This window comes from Streptomyces barringtoniae (assembly GCF_020819595.1).
GTDB classification, from domain to species: Bacteria; Actinomycetota; Actinomycetes; order Streptomycetales; family Streptomycetaceae; genus Streptomyces; species Streptomyces barringtoniae.
On record NZ_JAJHNP010000007.1, the window covers coordinates 390,303 to 413,063 of the forward strand.

Genomic DNA, 22,761 nt, shown 5'->3' on the forward strand with positions numbered 1-22,761 from the left:
CCTTCGTAGGCACCCGGCCGCCGGCGATACGGCGCGGGGATGGGGCCGGGGCGCCGTTCACCCCCGCAGCGCGGGGCTGGACTCCCCGGCCTCCGTGGGCGCCGCCGCCGGCAGCGGGCCCTTGCGGCCGCGTCCGCGGAGTGCGCCCACGCTGACGACGAGGGCGAGGCCGGCGAGCACCTCGAAGCCGGCGCCGGCCAGGGGGTTCCAGCGGAGCATGCCCGCGTTGGCCAGCAGCCCGCCGACCGCGGCGGCGGCCATCTGGCCCACGTAGACGGAGCTGTTGTTCAGCGCGAGGAGCATGTCGCCGCGGTCACCGCCGATGCCCAGGGCCCGGTGCAGCAGCAGCGGGAAGCTGGGCCAGTGCACCAGGCCCCATACTCCGACGGCGACCGCCGCGGCCAGCGGCCAGCGGATGGCCGGGGTGAGCACGACCAGCCAGATGCCCAGCGCGCTGATGGTGAGCGTGAGGCCGACGACCGAGCCGAACCGGTCGGCCAGCCGTCCGCCGACGAAGACGCCACCGAAGCTGCCGACGCCGAAGAGCAGGAGAACCCACGACTGCTGACCGGCGGAAAGTCCTGTGATCTGCTCCAGGATGGAGCCGAGATAGGTGTAGACGGTGAACGTGCCGGCGGTCCACAGGGCCGTCACCAGCAGGTGCGTGGGAGCCTGCGGGATCCGGATCGCGGCCATCCGCTCCCGTACCGTGGCACCGGGCCCGGTGGGCACGTCCGGCAGGAAGAACTGGATGCCGGCGACCGTCAAGGCCGCGAGGAAGGCAACCAGGCCGAAGGCCCAGCGCCAGGACGAGAGTTCGCCGACCCAGTTGCCGATCGGCACACCGAGGGCGATGGCGCTGGTCATGCCCGCGTAGACGATGGCCAGGGCCCGTCCGCGCACCTCGGGCGGGCTGATGCGGGCGGCGACCGCGGAGGCGTTGGCCGAGTACAGAGCGGCGCCTGCACCGGTGATGACACGGCTGATCAGCAGCACGGTGAAGTTGGCCGAGACGGCCGACAGGGCGTTGCCGAGGCCGAAGACCAGCATGACCGCGATGAGCAGCGGCTTGCGTCGGAACTTGGCGGTGAGCCCGGCCAGGATCGGCGCTCCCACCGCGTACGTGGCGGCGAACGCGGTGGAGGTCTGGCCCGCGAGTGCCGTCGAGAGATGCAGGTCCCGTCCCACTGCCGGCAGCAGTCCGGTGACGATGAACAGGTCGGTGCCGGTTGCGAATGTTCCCAGCGCGAGTAGCCAGACCCGCGGGTCCACCCGTCCGGCCGAACTCACCGAGCGCATCGGAGTCCTCCTTTCCGGAGACGGTTGGTCAGACGGCGGTGTCCAGCGCGACCTCCCGCCAGGCGTCGAGCTCCTTGGCGACGCCCTCGAGCTTGCTCTCGATGCGGGCGACGCAGTCCGCGCCGAGCGGCAGGCGCATCGGGGGCGCGTCCGACTCGGCCATGGCGACGATCGCCCGGGCGGCCTTGACCGGGTCGCCGGGCTGCTGGTGGTTCGTCTCCACCGCCCACTCGCGGGTCTTGCCGACGGTCTGCGCATAGTCGTCGATCGCAGTGGTGCGGTGCAGCGAGGAGTCGTCCAGGAAATCGGTACGGAACACTCCGGGTTCGACGATGGTGACGTGGATGCCGAGCGGGGCGAGGTCGGCGCGCAGGGCCTCGCTGAGTCCCTCGACGGCGAACTTGGTGCTGTTGTAGACGCCCCAGCCCGAGCCGGCGGTGAATCCGCCGACAGAACTGATGTTGAGGATCCGGCCGGCGCGCTGCCGGCGCAGGTGCGGCAGCACCGCCCGGGTGACGGCGAGCAGACCGAAGACATTGACGTCGAAGACCGCGCGCACCTCGGCCGATGAGGCCTCCTCCACGGCGCCGAGCAGCCCCCGCCCGGCGTTGTTCACCAGGACATCGATCCGGCCGAAGCGCTCGACCGCGGCCTGCGCCACCTCCTGTGCCTGCCGCTCGTCGGTCACGTCGAGCGGCAGGGCCAGCACCTCATCGCCGTACTCGCCGAGCGCGGCGCGCACGACCTCCGCGTCGCGCGCCGTCGCGACGACCTGATTCCCGCGGTCCAGCGCCTCCCGGGCGATGTGCAGGCCAAAGCCACGGGAGCTGCCGGTGATCAGCCAAACGGACATGAACTTCCTCCAACTTTCGGTGTGTTGCGGGGGCCAGGGGCCGAGGTCCGCGGACGTCGTCCTCAGGTGCCGGCGTGTTGCGTGAGGAACGAGCCGAGCACCGCGGCGAACCCCTGAGGGTCCTCCGCCAGCGCGTTGTGACCCGTATCGATCTCGGCGTAGGAGGCGCCAGGGATCCCTTCGCGCAGCAACTGCTGCTGGTCCGCTCCGCAGACGCGGTCATGTGCGCTGGCGAAGACCAGCGTCGGCGCGGCGATGCGGCCGAGCAGCGGACGCAGGTCGACGGTGAGGCCGACCTCGAACTGCCGCGCGGTGCCGGGTTGGGCGTTCTCCGCGATCTGCTGGACGAGCTTCTGGTGCGACGCCTCGTCCGTCGCCGCCCAGTACCGGGGGCCGAGGGTGGCCAGGGGGAACATCTGCGGGACGAGTGAGGTACCCGACTCCGCGTCGGTGCGCAGCAGATCGAGCGAGTAGCGGAAGTCGGCCGTCATCCGCTGGTCGGTGTACGCCCAGCCTGCGTGTGAGACGACCGAGCGCACGCGCTCGGGATGCTCGGCTGCGAGGCGGAGCGCCACCACCGCGCCGAGGGAGTGGCCGGCGAGGTGGAAGGTGTCGAGGCCGGCGTGGTCGGCCACCGCCAGCACCTCGGCGACCAGGTCGCCCAGGGTCAGCTGCCCGCCATGGTCGACCGTTCCACCGGAACCGGACAGGTCCGGGGTGACGACGGTGAACTTCCCCTTCAGCGCCTCGACTTGCTGGGCCCAGGCGTCACCGCGGGTTCCGGTGCCGTGCACCAGCATCAGAGCCGGGCCGCTGCCGTTGATGCCGTACGCGACGTCGGCATCGCCGCCGCTGATCCGTATCTCCGCACTCGGCATGTCGGGTGCCTCCTCGAGATTGGTCAACTGCCGGACAAGATGGGACCACGAGTCGTGCTTGGACGCAAGTATCATTTTTAACTGGAAGCCAAGTAAAGATCGGCCCGGGCCGCACCGGCGCAGGTGAGGGGCATATTCATGTCCAGCGATGCAAGTAGGCGGCATGAGTTCAATCTTGACCTTGCATCAATCTTTGGACGACTATCACTCCTGCAGCACCGACGCTTCGCTCACGCATGCATGAAGGCAGGGGGATGCCACATGGATCAGCCCGAAACAGCGTCCGATCGCTCAATAGCCGTCATCGGCATGGGGTGCAGGTTCCCTGGTGCCTCGAACGTCGACGAGTTCTGGGAGCACCTGATCGGCAATGCCGACAGCGTCACGGCGATTCCGGGCGACCGCTACGACGCGGCCGCGTACCACGCTCCCGACCCGGCCACCCCGGGCAAGTCGGTATCGGCAAAGGGCGGGTTCATCAGCGATCCCTTCGCCTTCGACCCCGGCTTCTTCGGCATCTCGCCCGCTGAAGCCCGCGCCATCGACCCACAGCACCGCGTCCTGCTCCAGGTCGTGTGGGAGGCGCTGGAGGACGCCGGCATCCGCCCCTCCGCCCTGGCCGGCAGCCGCACCGGTGTCTTCGTCGGCCAGGCAACCGCCGAATACGGCGACGAGCACCGGCCGCTGACCGAGCAGGACATCCGGCGCACCATCAGCAGCCAGTTGCGGGCCATGGCCTCGGGACGCATCTCGTACGCGCTGGACCTGCGCGGCCCCAGCATCGTGCTGGACACCGCCTGCTCCTCGTCCCTGGTGGCGGTGCACATGGCCCGGCAGAGCCTGCTCACCGGGGAAAGCGACCTCGCCGTCGTCGGCGGCGCCAACGTGGTCCTCTCGCCCCGGGACTCCATCGCCTACTCGCAGGCGGGCATGCTCTCGCCGGAGGGGCGCTGCGCGTTCGCCGACGCCGATGCCGGCGGGTTCGTGCGCAGTGACGGTGTCGGCGTCGTGCTGCTCAAGCGCCTCGCGGACGCCCGGCGCGACGGCGACCCGATACTGGCGGTGCTCGCCGGCAGCGCGGTGAACAACGACGGGCGCAGCAGCGGGCTGCTCGTCAAGCCCTCCGTCTCGGGCCAGGCCGAGATGCTCCGCGAGGCCTGCCGCAGCTCCGGGATAACCCCGGCCGACCTCAGCTACGTGGAGGCGCACGGCACCGGCACCTCCGTCGGGGACACGGTGGAACTGTCCGCGCTGGCAGCGGCGATGGGCTCGGAGCGCGACCCGGACCGGCCGCTTCGGACCGGCTCGGTGAAGAGCAACATCGGCCATGCCGAGGCGGCCGCCGGCATCGCAGGACTGATCAAGACCGTACTGATCGCCCGCAACGGCGTGATCCCCGCCTCGCTCCATGTGAACAGTCCGCATCCGCTGCTCGACGACCCGGACTCCCGCATCCACGTGGTCACCGAGAACGAACCCCTCGAAGAGGGCGACGAGACGTACCTCGGGGTCAGTTCCTTCGGCCTGTCGGGAACCAACGCCCATGTCGTCGTAGGCCGGTACCCTTCCGGCCTCACTGCCGAAGCCGTACCCGCCGCCGCGGACGAGCGCCCCGAGCTGCTGGTGATCAGCGCTCGTTCGCAGCGATCCCTGAAGCGGCTCGCGGCAGCCTACGCCCGCCATCTGCGGCCCGGTGGCGCGGGCCATCAGGAGCCCCTGCGCGACATCTGCGCCGCGGCCGCACTGCGCCGCGACCATCACCCGTACCGGATGTGGGTGATCGGCAGCAGCCACGAGGAGGTCGCCGGCCGGCTGGAGGCGCTGGCGGCCGGTGAGGAGATCGCCGACGGTGGACGCGGCGAGGCCGGCTTCGGCGCGGAGCGGCAGACGGTGTTCGTCTTCCCGGGGCAGGGGGCGCAGTGGCCGGGCATGGGGCGCAGGCTGCTCGAGGCCTTCCCCGCCTTCCGTGACCGTATGGCCGAGTGCGATGCCGCGATCCAGGCGGAACTGGGCTGGTCTGTCATCGAATTGCTGAAACGCGAGCAAGAGGACTTTCCCACCGAGATCGACGTGGTCCAGCCGGCTCTGTGGGCGATGGAGGTGTCACTGGCCTCCCTCTGGCAGGATCTCGGTGTCAGCCCTTCCGCATGCATCGGGCACAGCATGGGCGAGACGGCCGCCGCCGTGATCGCCGGAGCCCTGCCGGTGCGCGACGCAGCCGCAGTCATCTGCCGCCGCAGCCGGCTCATGCGCAGGCTCGGCGGCCGGGGGCGGATGTTGGCCACCGACCTGTCCCCGGGCGAGGCAGAGCTGGTCGCCGGCCGTCATCCCGACGCACTGTGCGTCGCAGTGGAGAATTCACCGCACTCCACCGTCCTCGCCGGAGATCCGGAACGCCTTGGCAGGCTCGCCGAGGACATGGCGGAGCGCGGTCGGCTGGCCCGGTTCGTCAACGTCAGCGTGGCCTCCCACTCCCCTGATATGGACGCGCTGCGGTCCGAGCTGCTCGGCGCCCTGACCGACCTCGAGCCGCGCGAGACGTCGCTGCCGCTGTACTCCACCGTGCGTGCCGAGTTCGTCCACGGGACGGCCCTCGACGCCGGGTACTGGATGGACAACCTGCGGCGCCCCGTGCGGTTCGCCGGTGCCGTGGCGCAGCTGGCGAAACAGGAGGAGAGCGTCTTCCTGGAGATCAGCCCGCACCCGCTGCTGACCTCGGCCGTGGAGGAGACCCTGGACGCAATCGGTACCCCGCACCTCACCGTCGCTTCCCTGCGCCGGAAGGAGAACGAAGGCGTCGAGCTCGCCCGCGCGGCCGGACGCCTCCATGCCGCAGGCGCCCGCATCGACTTCTCCCGGTGGTTCCGGGGCGCGGCCCGCCCCGTGCCACTGCCCCGATACCCCTGGGACAACGAGCACCTGCGGGAACCGGCGGCCCTCCCCGCGGCCACCGGATACACCTACGAACGGCCACTGGACATCCAGGCGTTGGGGGTGTCGTTCCGCGGCACAGCCGTTGTACCACCGATGCTGTACGTCGACGCCGTGCTGAGCGCGGCACGCTCCGAACTCGGCGGGCAGTACCGCCTTGAGGACATCGCACTGACCGGAGAACTGGTCGACCACGGGCAGGCACACGGGGCCTCCCTCCGGGTCAAGCTGCGTCCCGAGGGTGCCGACCACCTCGCAACGGTCCAGGTCGTCGCCCCGGCGTCAACCAGCGAACCGGCCCGGACCTGCCTGACGGCCCGCGTCACTTCGTCCCCCCTCAAGGGCGGCGGCACGACCGAAAGCCTGGACGCGTTGCTCGCGCACTGCACCGAGTACCTGTCAGGACCGGACTTCTACGACGAGGTCCGGGGGTACGGATACGAGGTCCCCGGCGACCTCGCGGGCGTCAGCCGGCTCTGGCGACGGGCGGACCGTGCGGTGGCCCGGATGCGCCTGCCGGCACCCGGACACCCCGCGGCCTGGGAGATACCGCTGCAGCCGCTGCTCGCGGTGCTGCCCCGCAGCGGACCGGACGGCATGAGCTACACCTATTTACCCGTTGGCATCGACTCCGTGACAGTGCACGGTGACTCAACCGACCTGAAGGGGACGGTGTGGAGCTCGGCCGTGCTCCGACCGGTGGCGGAGGACGGCACAGCGTCCTGGGACTCCGTTGTCCGCGCGGACGTCGTGATCCGCACGGACGACGGGGAACACGCACTGGCAGAGCTGCACGGGGTCCAGCTCTTGCAGCTGACCGGCGCAACCGGCGCGGCGGACGCCCGGGACACCTCGCCACGGCGAGAGGCCGGGGCGGCCGAGCCGGCACCACCGGCAGCGGAGGCCGCCAGCGAACCTGCGCCCAAGCAGTCTGCCGACGCCGAGGCGGCCGTTCTGACGCACGCCGCGGCGCTCCTCGGAACGACGCCCGAACGCATCGACCGCCGACGCGCGTTGAGCGAGCTCGGTCTCGACTCCATAACGGCCGTCAGACTGCAGCAGCGCATACGGGCCGCCATGGGCATAGACCTGCCCGTGGGGCGCCTGCTCGGCCGGGAGAGCATCGGCCAGTTGATGGCGTCGACCGCGATCTAAACGCATACTTTGCATCAAAGTTAAATTCTGGTATAAACCCCGCAGTGGAGAACCAGGCCCAGCCATACGGGCCACGCAACACATGGTTACAAGGTCCACTCCCTTGTCGCTGGAGAAAGTATGTCTGCCGAATCCCCTGTTGCACCCGTTGCTACGGGCCGCCGCGAACGCAACAAGCAGCGGATGAGGGCACGCATCTTCTCTGCTGCCCTGAGTCTGTTCGCCGAGAAGGGCTTCGAGCAGACGAAGGTCGACGACATCACGGAGCGCGCCGACGTCGCGCGGGGCACGTTCTTCAACCACTTCCAGCACAAGGAAGAGCTCGTCACCACCTGGAGCAGCCAACGCCAAGCGCGATTCGAGGAGAAGTTGCGGCAGGGAACGCACACGAACGACGACCTGTGCGTCGCCCTCGGGCGATGTATGACGGCACTGGCCGAGATCAACGAGGAGGAGGAGCCGGGGCTCAACCGGGTCATGCTCACCTCGTGGGTGCGGGCCGGCCTGCCGATCACCGAACCGCCACGCACGGCCGAGGCCTTCGCCAACGTGATCCGGACCGGGGTGGCGGAGGGCAGGGTCAGGCCCGGTGTGGATCCTATACAGGTGGGGTACTTGCTGCGGGACGCCTACTTGGGGGCACTGTTCCGATGGTGTCGCGGCGATCTGAAGGCCGAAGACCTGGCCACGGAACTGCAGCGCATCGTGGACTTCCTTCTGCCCAGCATCGTCAGCGACAGCTCCATCGCCGACGACACGAAGTAGCCGTCGCGGGGAGCGTCCGTTCAACGGCCCTGTGTCCACGCCCTTGTCGAGCAGGCGGCGTCGGTGAACACGGTGGCGTATGACGCGAGACGCCGACCGCGACGAAGCTACTGATCACCGCGGACGCCGGGACTCGCCCGGCTACCGCTACCGGGTATGGAAGAGCGAACTGCCCTGGCGCACCCTGGCTGCCGAGACCGGACTGGCAATCACCGTATGCCGCTTTCCTCCGGCGACTTCGCAGTGGAACAAGATCGAGGTGCCCCCCGAGGCGCCACTTCTACCGGGCAGGGGTGATGGACCCCTGCCGCCGGGCTGTCACAGCAGTCCGGTGAAGCTGAGGGCAGCCGATCCGCGGAGACGCGCGGGGGCCGTCAGGGGTGGAGCATCCCTGTTCGACACCGGAACAGTACGCACTACGCGCTACCGACACCGGGGGACAGCAGGCATCCCTTCGCCCTGGCCGACCACCACATGATGAAGATCCTCAAGGGCTGAACGGGGCCCGTGCTGGCCCGGATGGCCACCGACCAGCCACGAAGTCGTCCTGCAGACGATCGCGTCCACCACCACGAGCACCGGACTGCGAGTCGAAACGTACTGGCGAGGGCACGGCAGGGGGACCGCTCGGCCGCAGCCCACCGCCGCAGCCGGTTGGTATACCGAGTTGGCGCCAGTGACGGCCGCGGACCTCCTCGCCGCAGCCAACGGCCATGGCAGACCGGCAAGTTGATCCCTGACGGCTTCTCACGACCCTGTGTCGCTGCCGGAAGCGCGGCAGGGCGTCAAGCTGACGCGTCCGCCCCGTTCGGGGCCACGTCCCGGATGAGGCACGTCAGACGGGAGGTGCAGACTCGGCGGTCCTGGTCGTCGGTGATGACGACCTCGTAGGTCGCCATGGTGCGGCCGCGGTGGACCGGCGTTGCTGTGCCCGTGACCGTTCCCGAGCGCAGCCCCCTGTGGTGGGTGCAGTTCAGTTCCACACCGACCGCCACCTTCGTGGGGCCGGCGTACAGCGTTGCGCCGATCGAGCCCAGGTGTTCCGCCAGGACCGCTGAGGCGCCGCCGTGCAGGAGGCCGTAGGGCTGGGTGTTGCCCTCGACCGGGAGGGTGCCTACGACGCGGTCGGAGGTGGCTTCGACGAGCTCTACGCCCATGCGGTTGCCGAGGTGTCCTGCGGAGAACATCGACTCGAGGTCGACGCCGGCGTCGGCGAAACGACTGAGGACCTCAGGCGGGATCTTCGCCACTGTGCGCGGCGTGGTCTGCGTCTGGGTCTGCTCACCCATGGGCGCGGCTCCGATCGGCGGTGGGGTCGAGAAAGGATCGCTCTTAGGAGTGTAGTTTGCACCATCTGTTCGGTGCGGCACTGTGATCGACGTCTCTCCGTCGGGGAGCCGACGGGTTGTCTTGTGGGCACGGCCGAGCCGCGATTGGAAGAGCCCCGCCGCTACCTCCGGGCGCCCTCGCCTGAAGCCTGGACCGTGATCCGCCCCGGGAGACCGGGGTCGATCGGCAACTACTCCGTCTGCTGCGCTGGGTCGTCGGCCGCCCCGAGCGCCGCAGCGAGGAAGCCCGGGACCGGCTCAAGGACCTGTGCGGGCGGTGCACGCACATCGCCGAAACCACCCGCCTGGTCAGGGACTTCAGCCCCATCCTCCGACGCCGTGAGGGACATCGGCTTCGCGAACGGCTACGGATGGCGTACGACTCGGACGCCACCGGGATGAGCACCTTCGCCATGGGGCTGGAGGCCGACTTCCCCGCCGTCCAAGCAGGACTGTCTACCTCGTGGAGCTCTGCGCTGCCGAAGGACACAATCCTTCCGCCGGGCAGCCTCGAGCCGCAACGGCCCCGAATTGTGGGGAGTTGGGCCGAACGAAGGCGGATGGCGTCGCCGCGCCGGGCGGGCAGGAGCTCGGTGAGGGAGGACCCCGGCGGCGGACACGTGCATCGTGTGCGGCATGTGCCGGATGTGGCGCTGTCGCTGTCTCCGGGTGGACCGGTAGCCACAACGCCGTTACCGGCGGCGGTCCTGGTGAATTGTCCGGTGTCAGCCGACTGTTACTCCGCCTTCGGTGGAGTCGGTGGAGCGGCTGAGTTCCTCCCAGGCGTCGAAGTCGTCCTGGACGCGTTGGCGCCCGGCGGCGACCAGGCGTAGCGCGTCCGAGCCGAGCAGGACATGCACGGGAGGCTTCTCCGCGTCCAGGAGGGTGAGGATGGCGTCGCCCGCGCGATCGGGGTCACCGATGCCCTGACCCGCGAGGGCCTGGCGGCGGGTCCGGATCGGGTCGAACAGTGCGTCGTAGTCGGCGATGCTGCGTGGTGCGCGGACCAGTGACCTACCTGCCCAGTCGGTCTTGAACGCGCCGGGAGCTACGGCGGTGACCCGCACGCCGAACTGGTTGACCTCTTGGGCGAGGGTGTCGGTGATGCCTTCCAGGGCGTGTTTGCTGCCTTCGTAGAACGCCAGTCCGGGGAAGGTGGTGTGCCCGCCCATCGAGGTGATGACGAAGATGTGGCCGCCGCGCCGTTCCCGCATGCCGGGCAGGACCGCTTTCACGGTCGCTACCGTGCCGAATACGTTGACCTCGAACTGGCGGCGCAGATCGGCCATCGATGACTCTTCGAAGGTGCCTTCGAGCCCGTAGCCGGCGTTGGCCACGAGCACTTCGATCGGGCCCAGTTCCGCTTCAGCGGCCCGCACCGTGGGGTCGATCCGGTCCGCGTCGGACAGGTCGAGGATGAAGGCCCGGGCGCGGTCTGGGTCCAGTGCCTGGAAGGCGGCCGCGTGCTGCTCGGTGCGCACGGTGCCCGCGACCCGGTGCCCGGCCGCCAGGGCTCGTCGGGCGATGGCCAGTCCGAGGCCGGTGCTGACGCCGGTGATCAGGAATGTCTTGCTCACTACGGGTGTCCTTTCGTGGACGAGTGTCAGGTCGCGGGGCGTGCGTGGGCACGGCGGCATCGACCCCGCAGGTATGGCGGGGTCGTGTCTGGGTGGTGCTGGTGCTGGATCGCCCGGCTCGGGCGGTGGTCAGGACTCGGCGGCGGTGTCCCGGGTAGTCGCGGTGGCGGGTTCGCTGCCCCAACTGGCCAGCAGTCGCAGGCGCTCCTGAGATGGCGAGCCGGACGGCGCGCAGTAGACGACGAGCGATTGGCCCGGGTCGGCGACCGAGGTGAAGATCTCGTACTGCAGTTCCAGGTCACCGGCGACAGGGTGGTGGAGGCGTTTGAGGCCGGTGCTGCGTTCCTGGACGCGGTGTTCTGACCACCACGCCGGGAACTCGGGTGAGCGCATCATCAGCTCACCGATCAGGTTGGCGATGCGCTGGTTTCGCGGCTGGGCGGCGGCGGCCATCCGCAACCCATGCACATAGTCGCGGGCGACGCGTTCCCAGTCGCACCACACCAGGCGAGCACGCGGATCCAGCAGCGTCCAGCGCGCCATGCTGCGTTCCCGGTACGGCAGCTCGGCCAATTGGGGAAACAGCAACGCCCACAACGTGTTCCAGCCGACGACAGTGAGGTTCCGGTCGCTGACAAAAGCTGAGGCCAGATCCATCGACTCCAGCACCTGTCGCAGTGCCGGCCGTAGCCGTGACGAGTGCTCGGCCCGGTCCTTGTGCCCGGCTGTGGTGCCCGCGAGGGCGAACAGATGCCGCCGCTCGATGTCATCGAACCGCAGCGCGTCGCAGAGGGCATGCAGTACCTGTTCGGACGGCTGCCGGGCGCGGCCCTGTTCCAGACGGGTGTAGTACTCGATGCTCACCCCGGCCAGCTGCGCGACCTCACCGCGCCGCAGACCGGTGACCCGGCGACCGGCGCCGAACTCGACCGGCAGACCGACCTCGTCCGGCGTGAGTCCAGCACGGCGGGCCCGCAGGAAGTCACCCAAGTCGTTATTGCCCATGCCCTGAGTCTGCTCTTCACCCAGCCGCTCACCAAGGGCATAGCTGGTCCTGCCAGTACTACCCACCAGGCAGCAGTCCAGGCGCACGATCCCCCCACCGTGAAAGGCTACCCACCTCCGTGACCGTGCACGGAAAGTGCCGAAGAACCCAGACCTGCCCCGCGTCCGGCGTCCGCCCCGGCGAGATGGGCACCGTGGCCGAGATCAAGGCGGCAGCGGCGAAGCGGGGCATCCCCTGCAGCGTCGTCCCGCTGGACAGCCAGTTCCGCTGCGGCGGCAGCGACGCCTACCTGCGTTGGGTGGTCCGCCTCCTCGGCCTGGAACCGGGCGGGCCGGTCGCGTGGGAACCCGACGGCCGCATGCAGTTGCTGGTCGCCGAAAGCCCGCAGGAGATGGAAGCCTTCCTCCAGGCCCGCCGCACCCATGACTACGGCGCCCGTATGTCCGCGGGCTACTGCTGGCCCTGGTCCCCGGAACCCAAGCCCGGCGATCCGCTCCCGCCCGATGTCGTCATCGGTGACTGGGCCCGCCCCTGGAACCTGCGCGGCGACCGCTCCGTCTCCGGCGCGCCCCCGGCCGCCCTGTGGGCCACCGACCCGGCGGGCTTCGGACAGGTCGGCTGCGTCTACACCGCCCAGGGCTTCGAGTACGACTGGTCCGGCGTGATCATCGGCCCGGATCTGGTCTGGCGCGGCGACCGCTGGATCACCGACCGCACGGCGTCCAAGGACCTGGTATTCAGGAGGTCCACTCCCGCCACCGACGTCGACCGGCTGATCCGCAACACGTACAAGGTCCTGCTGACCCGGGGCATGGTCGGCACGATCGTGTACTCGACGGACCCTGAGACGCGGGAGAAGCTGCGCGACTTGGTGAGGGGAGGGCTGCAGCGGCAGCCCGCGCAGGTCTGACCGCGGAGGGGCGAGAAGGCAGCCGGAAGGATCAAGAAGATCTGCGGGCCGGAGCAACCGCACATCCCATCAGCTCTGCCTGCTTCGAGACGTCGATGAAGGAGGCGAGGGGATTCAGGCGAGCGACGATCTCGCTCGTCAGTGGTTGCCTCTCGAAGATGTGGCGCAAGGCTTGTAGATCCACGGGCCGTTCGTAGTAGTCCTCGGCGAACGACCGGAACGTCTCCGGAGTGGGGTTCATCGGCAGGCTGAGCATCCAACCGGAGCCGTCGGGGTCCGGGTGCCCACTGGGGAAGTCGATCCGACCGGCGTGCCATTTCGGGTCACCTGTCTCACGCCACAGGCAGAAGGTGACCCGGGGCACGCCGTCATCCATGAACGCAGGCTCGTCGATCTGAGCCTGGAAGACCTGGGGAACCGAGTCGAGCACGCCCGGCCAAACCGTGTCCTCGGCGTACGGACTCATCGGTGACTCATGGTCGAATCCGCGTATGTATGCGCCGCCAGGAGAGAAGACGATGTCGAACTCGTCCCCGCTGCCGTTGCGCATCGAGAAGACCTCCTCGGTCTCCGACCAGTGCGCATCGAAGGAGTAGTACGGGCAGCCCCCGGGATTCAACACGGCCTCGGCCAAGGCGATGGAACGGCATATGTGCTGCAGGCTGCGGATGTCCGGCAGGGCCGCGGCGGCGTCGTGAACGGTCATGCAGCCATTCAACTCCGAGGCACTGACAGAGCGATCCGGCCACGACGCTCATGGAACGGGCCGACAAGCGCCCAGCTGGTTTCTCGGTGAGCGGTCGTTTTTCTAAGATCACCTATACCGGTTGCGGTCCGACGGACTTCCCCAGGGACACGCCTCTCCACCCGCACGAGTCACGCGTGCCCTGGGGGGAACCACCTCGTGAGGCTAGGCGCCCGGCCCGCAGGTGGACGGCAGATCCCTGCAGGCCCAGGCGTGTCAGCTGTCGGCGCCGGCGTCGCTGTGGCGTCGGCCGGAGCCGCCGTGCCAGTCCAGGACCATGGTGGTGGCGTCGTCCGGCAGAGAGCCGCCGCACGCGTCGTGGACCGCACCAGTCAGAGCGCGGACCACTTCGCGGGGGTGTGCGTCGCGGGTGCCTTGGATGAGGGCGGGCAGGTCGACAGCGGCCGAGCAGCGCTCGGTCATGCCGTCGGTGAGCAGCACCAGGCGGTCGCCCGGCTCGAGGTCGAACCGCTGCACCTCGTAGGTGACCGGAACGGGAACCCCGAACGGCAGGTTCACCTTGACGGCAAGCTCCTCCAGCCGTGCCCCGCGCAGCCGCAGCGGCCAGGGGTGGCCGGCATTGACCAGCTCGCATTCGCCCGTCCCCAGAGTGACGCAGAGCAGCTGGCCGGTGGTCATGCCGCGGGCGTCCTCGGTGATCGCCTCGTGGGCGGCGTGCGCCTGGCCGAGAACACCTTCAGCGGCGCGGCGGGCTCTGCGCAGGGCATTGACCGTGAGCGTGGCCAGCATGGCGGAAGCGGTGTCATGCCCCATCGCGTCAGTGATCGACAGATACAGCCTGTCCTGGTTGAGGGCGTAGTCGTAGGTGTCACCGCCGATGTCGTCGGCGGGGACCAGACCGCAGGCCAGGGTGAACTGGGCCGCCTCGCAGCAGGAGGCCGAGGGCAGTAGCTGGTGCTGGATCTCCGCGGCAAGACTCACAGCAGTGGTGCGCCGGCCCCAGTGGTAGAGATCGGTGAAGCGGCGGTCGGTGACCACGATGTATGCGAGCGCGTGCGCTGCGTACGCGACCGCGTCGCGGACCGTTTCGTCCGCGTGCGGCACGAACAGGTCCAGTACGCCGATGCAGTCGCCGCGGTTCGTCACCGGCGCCAGAATCCGGCACCCGCCCTCCCCGTCGTCCTCCTGGTGCAGGCGCTGGCTGCGCAGGACCCGGTCATAGACGCTGCCCGCGAGCTCGAATCTCTGCGCCTCGCCGTGCGCCTGCCCCGCCGTACCGGCTCTGGGCAGGCGTACGACTTCCTGCCCGATCAGGTCGACGAACAGGAACGACACCTCTGTCGCCGAGAACCGTTTCTCCAGGTTCCGGGCGACCACGTCCACCGACTCCACCGGCGCAGCATCCTCCGCCGCCCGCAGCACCTCGTCCAGGCCCAGACCCTCACCAGCCACCGAACCACCTCCCCGGGCCATTCGCTCCGAGTTCCCCCAGCCTGCCTTCGAAAGCGCCACCGGAGAGCGGACGCACCAGGGCGCCGGGACCTGATAACGCTTGCACGGGTGCATATGCGGTGTGACATCGGGAAACTCGGGGCTCGGACCCTTTGAGGACGCGCGGAGGGAGCTGGACATGAGCCAGGTCAGGACAGGTTCGTCGGATCTTCCGCAGCCGTTCCGGGCGGTCGGCTCCGGGCTGCGCCGTCTGCCCGGAGCCGAGCGGGTGAGCAAGGTCGGCGACAGCGCGCTGGAGTGGATCGGAGCGATCTCTCCACGCGGTCGGCGGATGGCGGTCTACACCGGAGCCGGGGTACTCGGCGTCGCAGGGGTGGTGGAATGGCCCGTGGCTCTCACCGGCGCGGCCGTGGCGTGGCTGACCCAGCCGGGCACCCGCCGAGGCGCACAGGAGGAGGCGGCCCAGGCCGGCAGGGCCGGAAACGCCGGGAACGACACGCAGGGCGGTGGCCGGTCCGCTGCGGACGACGCCGACCTCGCCCCCACGGACACCGACAGCTTCTCGCAGCACTACGGCCCCGGCGACAGGCTCGCGCCCTCCCACTTTCACCACGAAAGCCACCCGCACGAGCAACCCGCCAAGGTGGGCGACTCTGCCACGGCATCGGCGCTGAAGCAGGTCGCGGAAGCCTCGGCACACCGCCGGGAGCCGGACTCGTCCAGCGGGCATTCGTAGAAGACCGAACCCTGTAGCCGGCCGTGGCGGGCGCTGAGGGAACCCGTGTCGGTCGTGTGGCGGCCGACGGAAAGCCGCCACGCGACTTTGCTCGGCGCCTCTGCTCCGGCGCTGATTCGTGGGTTCTCCCGATAGGACTCGGCCGCGCCGATGCCACCGAACGCCGACCCCGCACGATGCCGGATGATGCAGCGGTACGCCGCCGTCGCCGGGCTGCCCCGGTGGCTCGTCGTGCCCGTGCTGACACCTGGTCTGTCAAGTCAGTGGGTCGGCCTGGTGACCCCGGTGCCGACCTCGATCGCCCGCCCGCTCACGGAGTCCCTGCGCCACGAAGTGATCTGCCGGGAGCGGGGCATCGAGCGGTACCTGCCCAGTCCGCCCGGCCATCCGCTCGGCTTCGACCAGGCACTCGCTCTTGCGTTGCAGCGCGTCCGGGAAGCCCATGTCGTCACGCGCTGGTCCTTGGCTTGCGTGCCGGCCCCCAGCGACCCGCTGTCGACCGACCCGGACGGGGCAGGCGGCAGCCTGTACGCCGACGTCCGCGAACGCGAGACGGATGTGGCGCCGGAGGCGCCGTGGCAGGTCATCGAGGGCATCGGCGGCGAGAACGGCTGGTACTCCTTTCCCCTGGCCCTGGGCCGTGCGCGGCTGGCTCGACCGCCTCGTCGGCGGCGTCGGCCTGCGCCGGGGCCGACGGGAGGCCCGGCGACTGCGGGTGGGCGACGCGCTGGACGTCTGGCGGGTGGAGGAGATCGAGCGCGGCCGGCTGCTGCGGCTGCGCGCCGCGATGCGGCTGCCGGGTCCGGCCCGGCTGGAGATGCGCGTGGACGGCGACGGCGGCGGACCTGTCCGATACCGGCAGCGGGCGCTGTTCCACTCGCGCGGACTGCTGGGTCACCTGCACTGGTGGAGCGTCTCTCCCTTCCGCGCGGTCGTCTTCGGAGGCATGGCGCGCAACATCGTCCGCGCCGCCGCCCGCGCCCAGCACGACCATGCCAGCACAACTGAGCCCCTCACGACCGGCCGCACCGCTACCGGAAGCGCCGCGCCGCCGGAGCACAGTGGAGAGAAGTTGAAGCCCATGCGCGTCTCGGTCGTCCTGTTCACCTCCGACCTGCGCCTGCACGACCACCCGCCGCTGCACGCGGCGCTGAAGTCCGCGGACGCGGTCGTGCCGTTCTTCGTGCGCGACCTGGCCGTCGAAGCTGCCGGGTTCGCCACGCCGAACCGCAGCGCCTTCCTCGCCGACTGCCTGGCCGACCTCGACGCCTCCCTGCGCGAGCGCGGCGGACACCTCGTGGTGCGCTCCGGCGACCCGGTGGAGGAGGTGTGCCGTGCGGTGCGGGAGGCGGACGCCGACGAGGTGCACATGGCGGCGGCGCACAGCGCCTTCGCCATCCGCCGGGAGGACCGGCTCCGGCGGGCCCTGGAGTCCGGCGGCCGCCGCCTGGTCGTCCACGACGCGGTCACCGTGGCCGTGCCGCCCGGCGAGGTGACTCCCTCCTCGTCGGACCACTTCGCCGTCTTCACGCCGTACTACCGGCAGTGGGCACAGGCCCGCCTGCGCACGGCTGTGGCCGCCCCGCGCCGCGTGCCCGTGCCCGGCCAGGTGAACGGCGAGCCGGTGCCCGCCCGCAGCGAGGTCACCGGGGTCTCGCCCGCCCTGCCGCGCGGCGGAGAGACCGAGGGCCGCAAGCGGATGACCGCCTACTGGCGGCACGGCCTGGACGCCTACGACGACACCCGGGACGACCTGGCCGCGGACGCCACCTCCCGGCTCTCCGCGCACCTGCATTTCGGTACCCTTTCCCCGGTAGAACTGGTGCACCGGGCCCGCCACCGCGGCGGACCCGGCGCCGAGGCGCTGGTACGGCAGCTCGCCTGGCGCGACTTCCACCGGCAGGTACTCGCAGCCCGACCGGTCGCCGCCCGCGCCGACTACCGCACCAAGGGCGACCGTTGGCGCACCGAGCGCACGGCGAAGGCCGACATCGAGGCGTGGCGGGAAGGCCGTACCGGCTACCCGGTGATCGACGCCGCGATGCGGCAACTGCGCCACGAGGGCTGGATGCACAACCGGGCCCGCCTGCTGACCGCGAGCTTCCTGACCAAGACGCTCTACGTCGACTGGCGCATCGGCGCCGCCCACTTCCTGCACTGGCTGGTCGACGGTGACATCGCCAACAACCAGCTCAACTGGCAGTGGGTGGCCGGTACCGGGACCGACACCCGGCCGGGCCGGGTCCTCAACCCCGTCATCCAGGCCAAGCGGTACGACCCGCACGGCACTTACGTCCACCGCTGGGTGCCCGAACTGAGGAACATCGACGCGCCTGCAGTACACGAGCCGTGGAAGCTGCACAGAGCGGACCGCGCCGCGCTCGACTATCCCGACCCGATCGTTGACCTGTCCGAGGGCCTGGACAGGTTCCGCCGGGCCCGCCGCCGGCAGGAGTGACCGCGGCCGACCGGCTCTCACCCTGGCGCGGGACCGGCGGGCCTCCATCGCCCTCGAACCCGTCGAGGCGACGACCGACGCCTTCAACCGCCCCGAACATGCCGCCGCCCTCTCCCCGGAGCCCGGTCGGCAGCGCCAATTCCGCTTCGGCGTCAGGTACGGGTCACCGGGAACCTGACAAGCCGCGGTGGACGGTCCCGCGGAAAGCGTGACGATCAGAGCGACCACCCGCGTTCGATGATCATGTGGGCGTGGCTCGATCGCAGACCCATGGCAGTTCCGGGCCGCACCCACGCTGGGTCAGAGCACCGACGAATACGGGGCACCTCACCCACCCCTTCGGCCACTGCGACCCAGAGCACCCCCACAGCCACCCCGACCGCACCGGTCACACCGAGCCCACCACCGGACCGTGTCACGGACAGGAGAAGCACTGCGTCAGCACGAGCCCGACCGACACCGCCGGCGCCACGACCGGCGGTGCGGGCGACGGCGGGCTGCTCGGCGGCGCCACCGGCGGTGGCACCTCACCTACACCCGCACCCACGACCAGCCCACCGGCCACGGCCGGCATCCGTGGAGGGGCGGCGCGCTGATCCACGCCGCTCTCGGCATCCAGGCTGGTGACTGCCATCGGCGCGGACGCTCGTCGGCGTGGGCATGGTGAAGCCTCCTTGTCTCGACACCTCCGACTTCGAGATCCCGCTGTCCGCCTCGAGCGCCTCGACCAGGTCATCGACCGAGCGCGTTGAGGCCTCGTTCACGTATGCCTCCCTGGCCGCGGCGAACAGGGACCGATCGCTCCGCTCGACCAACAGGGTGATGAGGCGTCAAACCTTGCGGCTGCCATTGCCTGACGGCGGATAAATCTGGATGGGACAGGTATGTCGTAAATCCGCAACAGCGTCAGCCGGGCGCAACCGGGCGGTCGGCCGGCTCATCTGGCTGATCAGCAAGGCGCACCAGGCGCCTTGGGTGGAGACCCACGGGAGGGAAGCCCATGACCAGGACGAGAAGGACCGGGATGAAGGCGCGTGGCGGCCGCCTGGCCCTGGCCGGTGCGCTGGGGGTGGCCTCGTTGGCTCTGGCCGCGGTGCCTGCGTACGCCAAGGGTGAAGTGGATATCACAGCGCCGCACGCGGCGCATGTCGGCAAGACCTTCACGGTCACGGCGCACGGGGACGACGATGCCGTCCGCTACTTGCGGATATGCCTGCAACAGCGGAGTGGCGGGCACGCGTGGCGCCAGGTGGCCTGCGGTGCCGTAGTCGCCAGTGGCACGGAGGCGCGGGCCGCCGCGCACGTGAAGGATGCGGGGCGGGGCCCGGTGGACTTCCGCGCCGTGTTGTACGGCCTGACCGGTCCGCGTGATCACCACCCAGTGCGCCATCGCGCGTCTGACCCGGTGACGGTGCACGTCCGCTGAGCCGTCAGCGCGGCCGCGGACAGTCGGCACCACTACGTCCGCGGCCGCCCCGTCGTGCGTCGGACGAACGTTGCGGCAGCCGACCTTCGGCGGTCCACCGCCTCTCCGCCCAGCGCTTGGTCAGCCACAGTCCGATCGCCTCGATGCCCTCGAGTATCCGTCCCCGAAGTCCACTCAGCGCCGAGTGGGCACGGCACATCACTCCGTGCGGGGCGGGTAAACGGGTTGTGCGCGCGTCAATCGCGGATCTGGAAGGACGGGTCCATGAGTATGTCGGACAAGACCGCCGACACGGGCGACGAGAGCAAGGGCAGGACGGAAGAGTAGGTCGGCAAGGCGGTCGGCAACGAGCGTCTTGAAACGGAGGGCGGGTCCTGACCAGATCGAAGGGGACGTCCGGCCGGAGAAAGGACCAAGGACGCCGTCCGGGACATCCTCGACGAGGATCGGTCCCCCGAGCGGCATCCGGACGAAGGCAGTCGGCAGGTAGCCGGGCATCCGGCCGCCGCTCTGCGGGCGCCGGCCGTCAACGCACCGCATGCGGTGGTGGATAACTGGTGCGACAGGACGGCGGTCGGTGTCGGCCGCTGGTGGAGGGGGGCGTGGACAGTGGGTGGCGGGAGCATCCGCGCCATGCGCGAGACCGGCAGCCGGATGGGCCAGTGGTGGGCTGCGCTGCGCCGGACACCTGTGGCGATCTGGAATGACGACGTGACGGACTGGGCCGCCGCTTTGACCTACTATGCGGTCCTAGCCCTGTTCCCCGTGCTGCTGGTGCTTCTCTCGGTGCTGGGGCTCACCATGCCCACGGCGCAACCGGAAGTGATCGACCGCCTCACCCGCGTGGCGCCCGCCGCATCCCGCGGCTTGCTGCGCAGCGCCCTGGAGCAGATGGCCGGCCAGTCCTCGGCAGCCTGGCTGCTGGTCTTCTTCGGCGCGGCCGGGGCCCTGTGGTCGGGCTCCAGCTATCTGAGTGTCTTTCGCCGGGCCCTGCACGCCATGTATCACGTCAGCTCGCACCGGCCGGTGTGGCGGACGGCCCCACGCATCATCGTCACGGCCATCGCGCTGATCACCCTTCTCCTGACCACGACGCTCGCTCTGCTGCTGAGCGGCAGCCTGGTACGACGTCTGGGCCGAGCACTGGAGATGGGCAGCCTTCCCCGGGCTGCATGGGACACCTTGCGCTGGCCCGTTCTGGCAGTGGTGGCCATCGCCCTGGTCCTGGTGCTCTACCGTTCCGGTCCCGCACCGTCGCGTCCGCTGCGAAAGATGGCGCCGGGTGGCGGCCTGGCCATCGTGCTCCTGCTGTCGACCTCCCTCGGCTTCACCGTCTATGCCTCTCATGTGAGCACCTACCACCGCCTGTACGGCTCCCTGGCCGGGGTCGTGGTCTTCCTCGTCTGGTTGTGGCTGTCCAACCTGGCACTCCTGGCAGGTGCCCAGTTCAACGTCGAGCTCGCACGACAGGCCGTCAACGCCCATGCGCGCGGACACCGACAACCGTGATGGCCGTGGACGCGCGGCCTTCGTGTTCCAGGCCCCGGTCATCGCAGTGATCGTCGTCCTCAGCCGCCGCATCGACGATCCGCTCCGCCCGATCCGACCCGCGCCTTCGGCACCACGGGAGCGGTCCTCTCCGCCGTCGGTCTCCGGGAAGGAGCCGCTGCTGTCGCTCACCCTGTTCCGCAACCGCACATCCAACCTCGGGCTCATCCCCCAGACCCTCCAACAACTCATGCTCCTGGGCTCATGCCCCCGGCCGAGGCGTCGTGGGAACGGACTTGTACAACCGGCCTTCGACACCGCACTGTTGGCCGGTATTCGTCCACACGGTCAGGAGTCCCGGCTTGTCCTCCCGCCCTCCCGTTCCCACGCCCGCCCACGTCGTCGACCCCGTCGGCGGCTGCCCGCACGCCCTGAACGCCGACCTGCGGGCCCGGGGGCCCGTTGCGGACATCGTCCTGCCCGGCGGCGTGCCCGCGGCGGTCGTCCTGGGGCACGACGCGCTCAAGGAGTTCCTCTCCCACCCCGACGTGGCCAAGGACGCCCGCCACTGCCCGGCCCTGAACGACGGCACGATCCCCGCGGACTGGCCGCTGCGGGTCTTCGCCAACGCCCAGGGCATGCACACCGCCGACGGCGCCGACCACCGCCGGCTGCGTTCCCTCGTCGGCAACGCCTTCACCGCCCGCCAGGTGGAGCGGCTGCGGCCGCGCATCGAAGAGCTGACCGTCGGCCTCCTCGACGACCTGGGCCGGGCCGCCGACGAGGACCCGGACGGCATCGCGGATCTGCGCACCCACTTCGCGCTCCCGCTCCCGATGAGCGTCATCTGCGAGCTGCTCGGCGTGGACCCCGAGCACCGCAGCCGGCTGCACGACCTCACCTACACGGTGGTCATCGCCACCGACACCACCCCTGCGGAGGTGATGGCCGCCGTACGCGAGCTCGTCGAGCTGCTCGGCACGATCGCGGCCGCCCGCCGGGCCGCCCCCGGCGACGACCTGACCAGCGCCCTGATAGCCGCCCGCGAGGACGGCGGCGACCGGCTCAGCGAGGCCGAACTCATCGGCACGATGCGCCTGATGCTGGTCGCCGGCCACGAGACCACCCTCAACTTGATCAGCAATGCCGTACGGGCACTGTGCACCCACCGTGACCAGCTGGCGCTGGTTCTGGAGGGCAAGGCCACCTGGTCGGACGTGGTGGACGAGACGCTGCGCTGGGACGGCCCGGTCAGCTGGTTCCCCTTCCGCTACCCCACCCGCGACCTGGCCCTCGGCGGCACCGTGATCCCGCAGGGCACCCCGGTTCTTGCCGGCTACACCGCCGCCGGGCGCGACGAGGCCTTCCACGGCCCGGACGCCGACCGCTTCGACGTCACCCGGCCCGGCGCGGCCCGCCATCTCTCCTTCGGCCAGGGCGTGCACTACTGCGTGGGCGCCCCGCTCGCCCGCCTCGAGGCCACGATCGCCCTCGAACGGCTCTTCACTCGCTTCCCGGACCTCGGCCTCGCCGTCCCCGAGGCCGATCTGCCCCGTCAGCGCAGCTTCATCGGCAACAGCGTCGAAGCGCTCCCGGTCCGCCCGGTCCGGCGCTGAGGCGCTCCAGAGGGATTGCTGCCGAGGCGAACATGCCAGTGATGTCAGAGCGGCCTGTGATCGTTGGCTTGTGGATGAGTTGATTCAGCCCGTTGACGAGCGGGATCAGGTGTTGGGCGGGATACGCCGTTGCGAGGCTGTCCGCCATGGTTGGCTCGCTGCCCACGAGGCGGTCGT

15 protein-coding genes and 4 pseudogenes are annotated in these 22,761 nt (G+C 70.2%); 10 read left to right on the plus strand and 9 right to left on the minus strand.

The genetic code is table 11. From position 1 onward, the window contains the following. Positions 1-57: 57 nt before the first annotated feature. The 3 genes from LMU33_RS15505 to LMU33_RS15515 form a co-directional block, all read right to left on the minus strand. A complete protein-coding gene (locus tag LMU33_RS15505; RefSeq protein WP_228620943.1) occupies positions 58-1,299 on the minus strand; it encodes an MFS transporter in 1,242 nt (413 codons plus the stop codon). Positions 1,300-1,327: 28 nt separating this feature from the next. Next, entirely contained in the window at positions 1,328-2,152 is an 825-nt protein-coding gene (locus LMU33_RS15510) for an oxidoreductase (RefSeq protein ID WP_228620944.1), read from the minus strand. Between the two features lie 62 nt (positions 2,153-2,214). Then, a complete protein-coding gene (locus tag LMU33_RS15515) occupies positions 2,215-3,030 on the minus strand; it encodes an alpha/beta fold hydrolase (RefSeq protein WP_228620945.1) in 816 nt (271 codons plus the stop codon). Positions 3,031-3,291: 261 nt separating this feature from the next. Here LMU33_RS15515 and LMU33_RS15520 point away from each other — a divergent pair, with 261 nt between their 5' ends. From LMU33_RS15520 to LMU33_RS15530, 3 genes and pseudogenes are all read left to right on the plus strand, one after another. Then, positions 3,292-7,116 carry a type I polyketide synthase gene (locus LMU33_RS15520; RefSeq protein WP_228620946.1) on the plus strand — a complete coding sequence of 1,275 codons (3,825 nt, stop codon included), beginning with the start codon at positions 3,292-3,294 and terminating at the stop codon, positions 7,114-7,116. 183 nt (positions 7,117-7,299) lie between these two features. Next, positions 7,300-7,881, plus strand: coding sequence for a TetR/AcrR family transcriptional regulator (locus LMU33_RS15525; RefSeq protein WP_228620947.1), 582 nt, complete (start codon positions 7,300-7,302; stop codon positions 7,879-7,881). A gap of 92 nt (positions 7,882-7,973) precedes the next feature. Further along, a pseudogene (locus tag LMU33_RS15530) lies at positions 7,974-8,140 on the plus strand (ISAzo13-like element transposase-related protein); the annotation flags it as partial. Between the two features lie 526 nt (positions 8,141-8,666). Here the strand turns inward: LMU33_RS15530 and LMU33_RS15535 are convergent. The 3 genes from LMU33_RS15535 to LMU33_RS15545 form a co-directional block, all read right to left on the minus strand. Beyond that, positions 8,667-9,170, minus strand: coding sequence for a PaaI family thioesterase (locus LMU33_RS15535; protein ID WP_228620948.1), 504 nt, complete (start codon positions 9,168-9,170; stop codon positions 8,667-8,669). Positions 9,171-9,934: 764 nt separating this feature from the next. Beyond that, entirely contained in the window at positions 9,935-10,786 is an 852-nt protein-coding gene (locus LMU33_RS15540; RefSeq protein WP_228620949.1) for an oxidoreductase, read from the minus strand. 129 nt (positions 10,787-10,915) lie between these two features. Further along, positions 10,916-11,878, minus strand: a complete 963-nt coding sequence (locus LMU33_RS15545) for a helix-turn-helix transcriptional regulator (RefSeq protein WP_228620950.1) — start codon at positions 11,876-11,878, stop codon at positions 10,916-10,918. Positions 11,879-11,961: 83 nt separating this feature from the next. Between LMU33_RS15545 and LMU33_RS15550 the strand changes: the two are divergent. Then, a pseudogene (locus tag LMU33_RS15550) lies at positions 11,962-12,702 on the plus strand (DNA/RNA helicase domain-containing protein); the annotation flags it as partial. A 31-nt stretch (positions 12,703-12,733) separates the two neighbouring features. On the opposite strand, the gene LMU33_RS15555 reads toward LMU33_RS15550, so the two are convergent. Further along, the gene (locus LMU33_RS15555; protein ID WP_228620951.1) at positions 12,734-13,408 is read right to left on the minus strand and encodes a hypothetical protein; all 675 of its coding nucleotides are present in this window, start codon (positions 13,406-13,408) and stop codon (positions 12,734-12,736) included. 255 nt (positions 13,409-13,663) lie between these two features. Further along, positions 13,664-14,860, minus strand: coding sequence for a PP2C family protein-serine/threonine phosphatase (locus tag LMU33_RS15560; RefSeq protein WP_228620952.1), 1,197 nt, complete (start codon positions 14,858-14,860; stop codon positions 13,664-13,666). A 178-nt stretch (positions 14,861-15,038) separates the two neighbouring features. On the opposite strand from LMU33_RS15560, the gene LMU33_RS15565 reads away from it, so the two are divergent. The 3 genes and pseudogenes from LMU33_RS15565 (at position 15,039) to LMU33_RS15575 (ending at position 18,054) form a co-directional block, all read left to right on the plus strand. Then, positions 15,039-15,596 (plus strand): hypothetical protein, encoded by a 558-nt coding sequence (locus LMU33_RS15565; protein WP_228620953.1) that lies wholly within the window; start codon positions 15,039-15,041, stop codon positions 15,594-15,596. A 183-nt stretch (positions 15,597-15,779) separates the two neighbouring features. Beyond that, positions 15,780-16,590, plus strand: a pseudogene (locus LMU33_RS15570) (DUF2867 domain-containing protein); the annotation flags it as partial. Positions 16,591-16,677: 87 nt separating this feature from the next. Further along, positions 16,678-18,054, plus strand: coding sequence for a cryptochrome/photolyase family protein (locus tag LMU33_RS15575; protein ID WP_228620991.1), 1,377 nt, complete (start codon positions 16,678-16,680; stop codon positions 18,052-18,054). Positions 18,055-18,731: 677 nt separating this feature from the next. On the opposite strand, the pseudogene LMU33_RS15580 reads toward LMU33_RS15575, so the two are convergent. After that, positions 18,732-18,860: pseudogene (locus tag LMU33_RS15580) on the minus strand (transposase); the annotation flags it as partial. Between the two features lie 218 nt (positions 18,861-19,078). On the opposite strand from LMU33_RS15580, the gene LMU33_RS15585 reads away from it, so the two are divergent. The 3 genes from LMU33_RS15585 to LMU33_RS15595 all read left to right on the plus strand — a co-directional run bounded on the left by LMU33_RS15585 (position 19,079) and on the right by LMU33_RS15595 (position 22,584). After that, positions 19,079-19,480: a hypothetical protein gene (locus tag LMU33_RS15585; RefSeq protein ID WP_228620954.1), complete on the plus strand. Its 402-nt coding sequence runs from the start codon at positions 19,079-19,081 to the stop codon at positions 19,478-19,480. Positions 19,481-20,113: 633 nt separating this feature from the next. Further along, positions 20,114-20,989 (plus strand): YihY/virulence factor BrkB family protein, encoded by an 876-nt coding sequence (locus tag LMU33_RS15590; protein ID WP_228620955.1) that lies wholly within the window; start codon positions 20,114-20,116, stop codon positions 20,987-20,989. A gap of 341 nt (positions 20,990-21,330) precedes the next feature. Then, positions 21,331-22,584 carry a cytochrome P450 family protein gene (locus LMU33_RS15595; RefSeq protein ID WP_228620956.1) on the plus strand — a complete coding sequence of 418 codons (1,254 nt, stop codon included), beginning with the start codon at positions 21,331-21,333 and terminating at the stop codon, positions 22,582-22,584. Positions 22,585-22,761 lie beyond the last annotated feature (177 nt).

Coding starts and splice junctions, on each gene's coding strand:
- LMU33_RS15505 (WP_228620943.1), bottom strand. CDS start 1,299: ATGCGCTCGGTGAGTTCGGCCGGACGGGTGGACCCGCGGGTCTGGCTA.
- LMU33_RS15510 (WP_228620944.1), bottom strand. CDS start 2,152: ATGTCCGTTTGGCTGATCACCGGCAGCTCCCGTGGCTTTGGCCTGCAC.
- LMU33_RS15515 (WP_228620945.1), bottom strand. CDS start 3,030: ATGCCGAGTGCGGAGATACGGATCAGCGGCGGCGATGCCGACGTCGCG.
- LMU33_RS15520 (WP_228620946.1), top strand. CDS start 3,292: ATGGATCAGCCCGAAACAGCGTCCGATCGCTCAATAGCCGTCATCGGC.
- LMU33_RS15525 (WP_228620947.1), top strand. CDS start 7,300: ATGAGGGCACGCATCTTCTCTGCTGCCCTGAGTCTGTTCGCCGAGAAG.
- LMU33_RS15535 (WP_228620948.1), bottom strand. CDS start 9,170: ATGGGTGAGCAGACCCAGACGCAGACCACGCCGCGCACAGTGGCGAAG.
- LMU33_RS15555 (WP_228620951.1), bottom strand. CDS start 13,408: ATGACCGTTCACGACGCCGCCGCGGCCCTGCCGGACATCCGCAGCCTG.
- LMU33_RS15565 (WP_228620953.1), top strand. CDS start 15,039: ATGAGCCAGGTCAGGACAGGTTCGTCGGATCTTCCGCAGCCGTTCCGG.
- LMU33_RS15575 (WP_228620991.1), top strand. CDS start 16,678: ATGCGCGTCTCGGTCGTCCTGTTCACCTCCGACCTGCGCCTGCACGAC.
- LMU33_RS15585 (WP_228620954.1), top strand. CDS start 19,079: ATGAAGGCGCGTGGCGGCCGCCTGGCCCTGGCCGGTGCGCTGGGGGTG.
- LMU33_RS15590 (WP_228620955.1), top strand. CDS start 20,114: ATGCGCGAGACCGGCAGCCGGATGGGCCAGTGGTGGGCTGCGCTGCGC.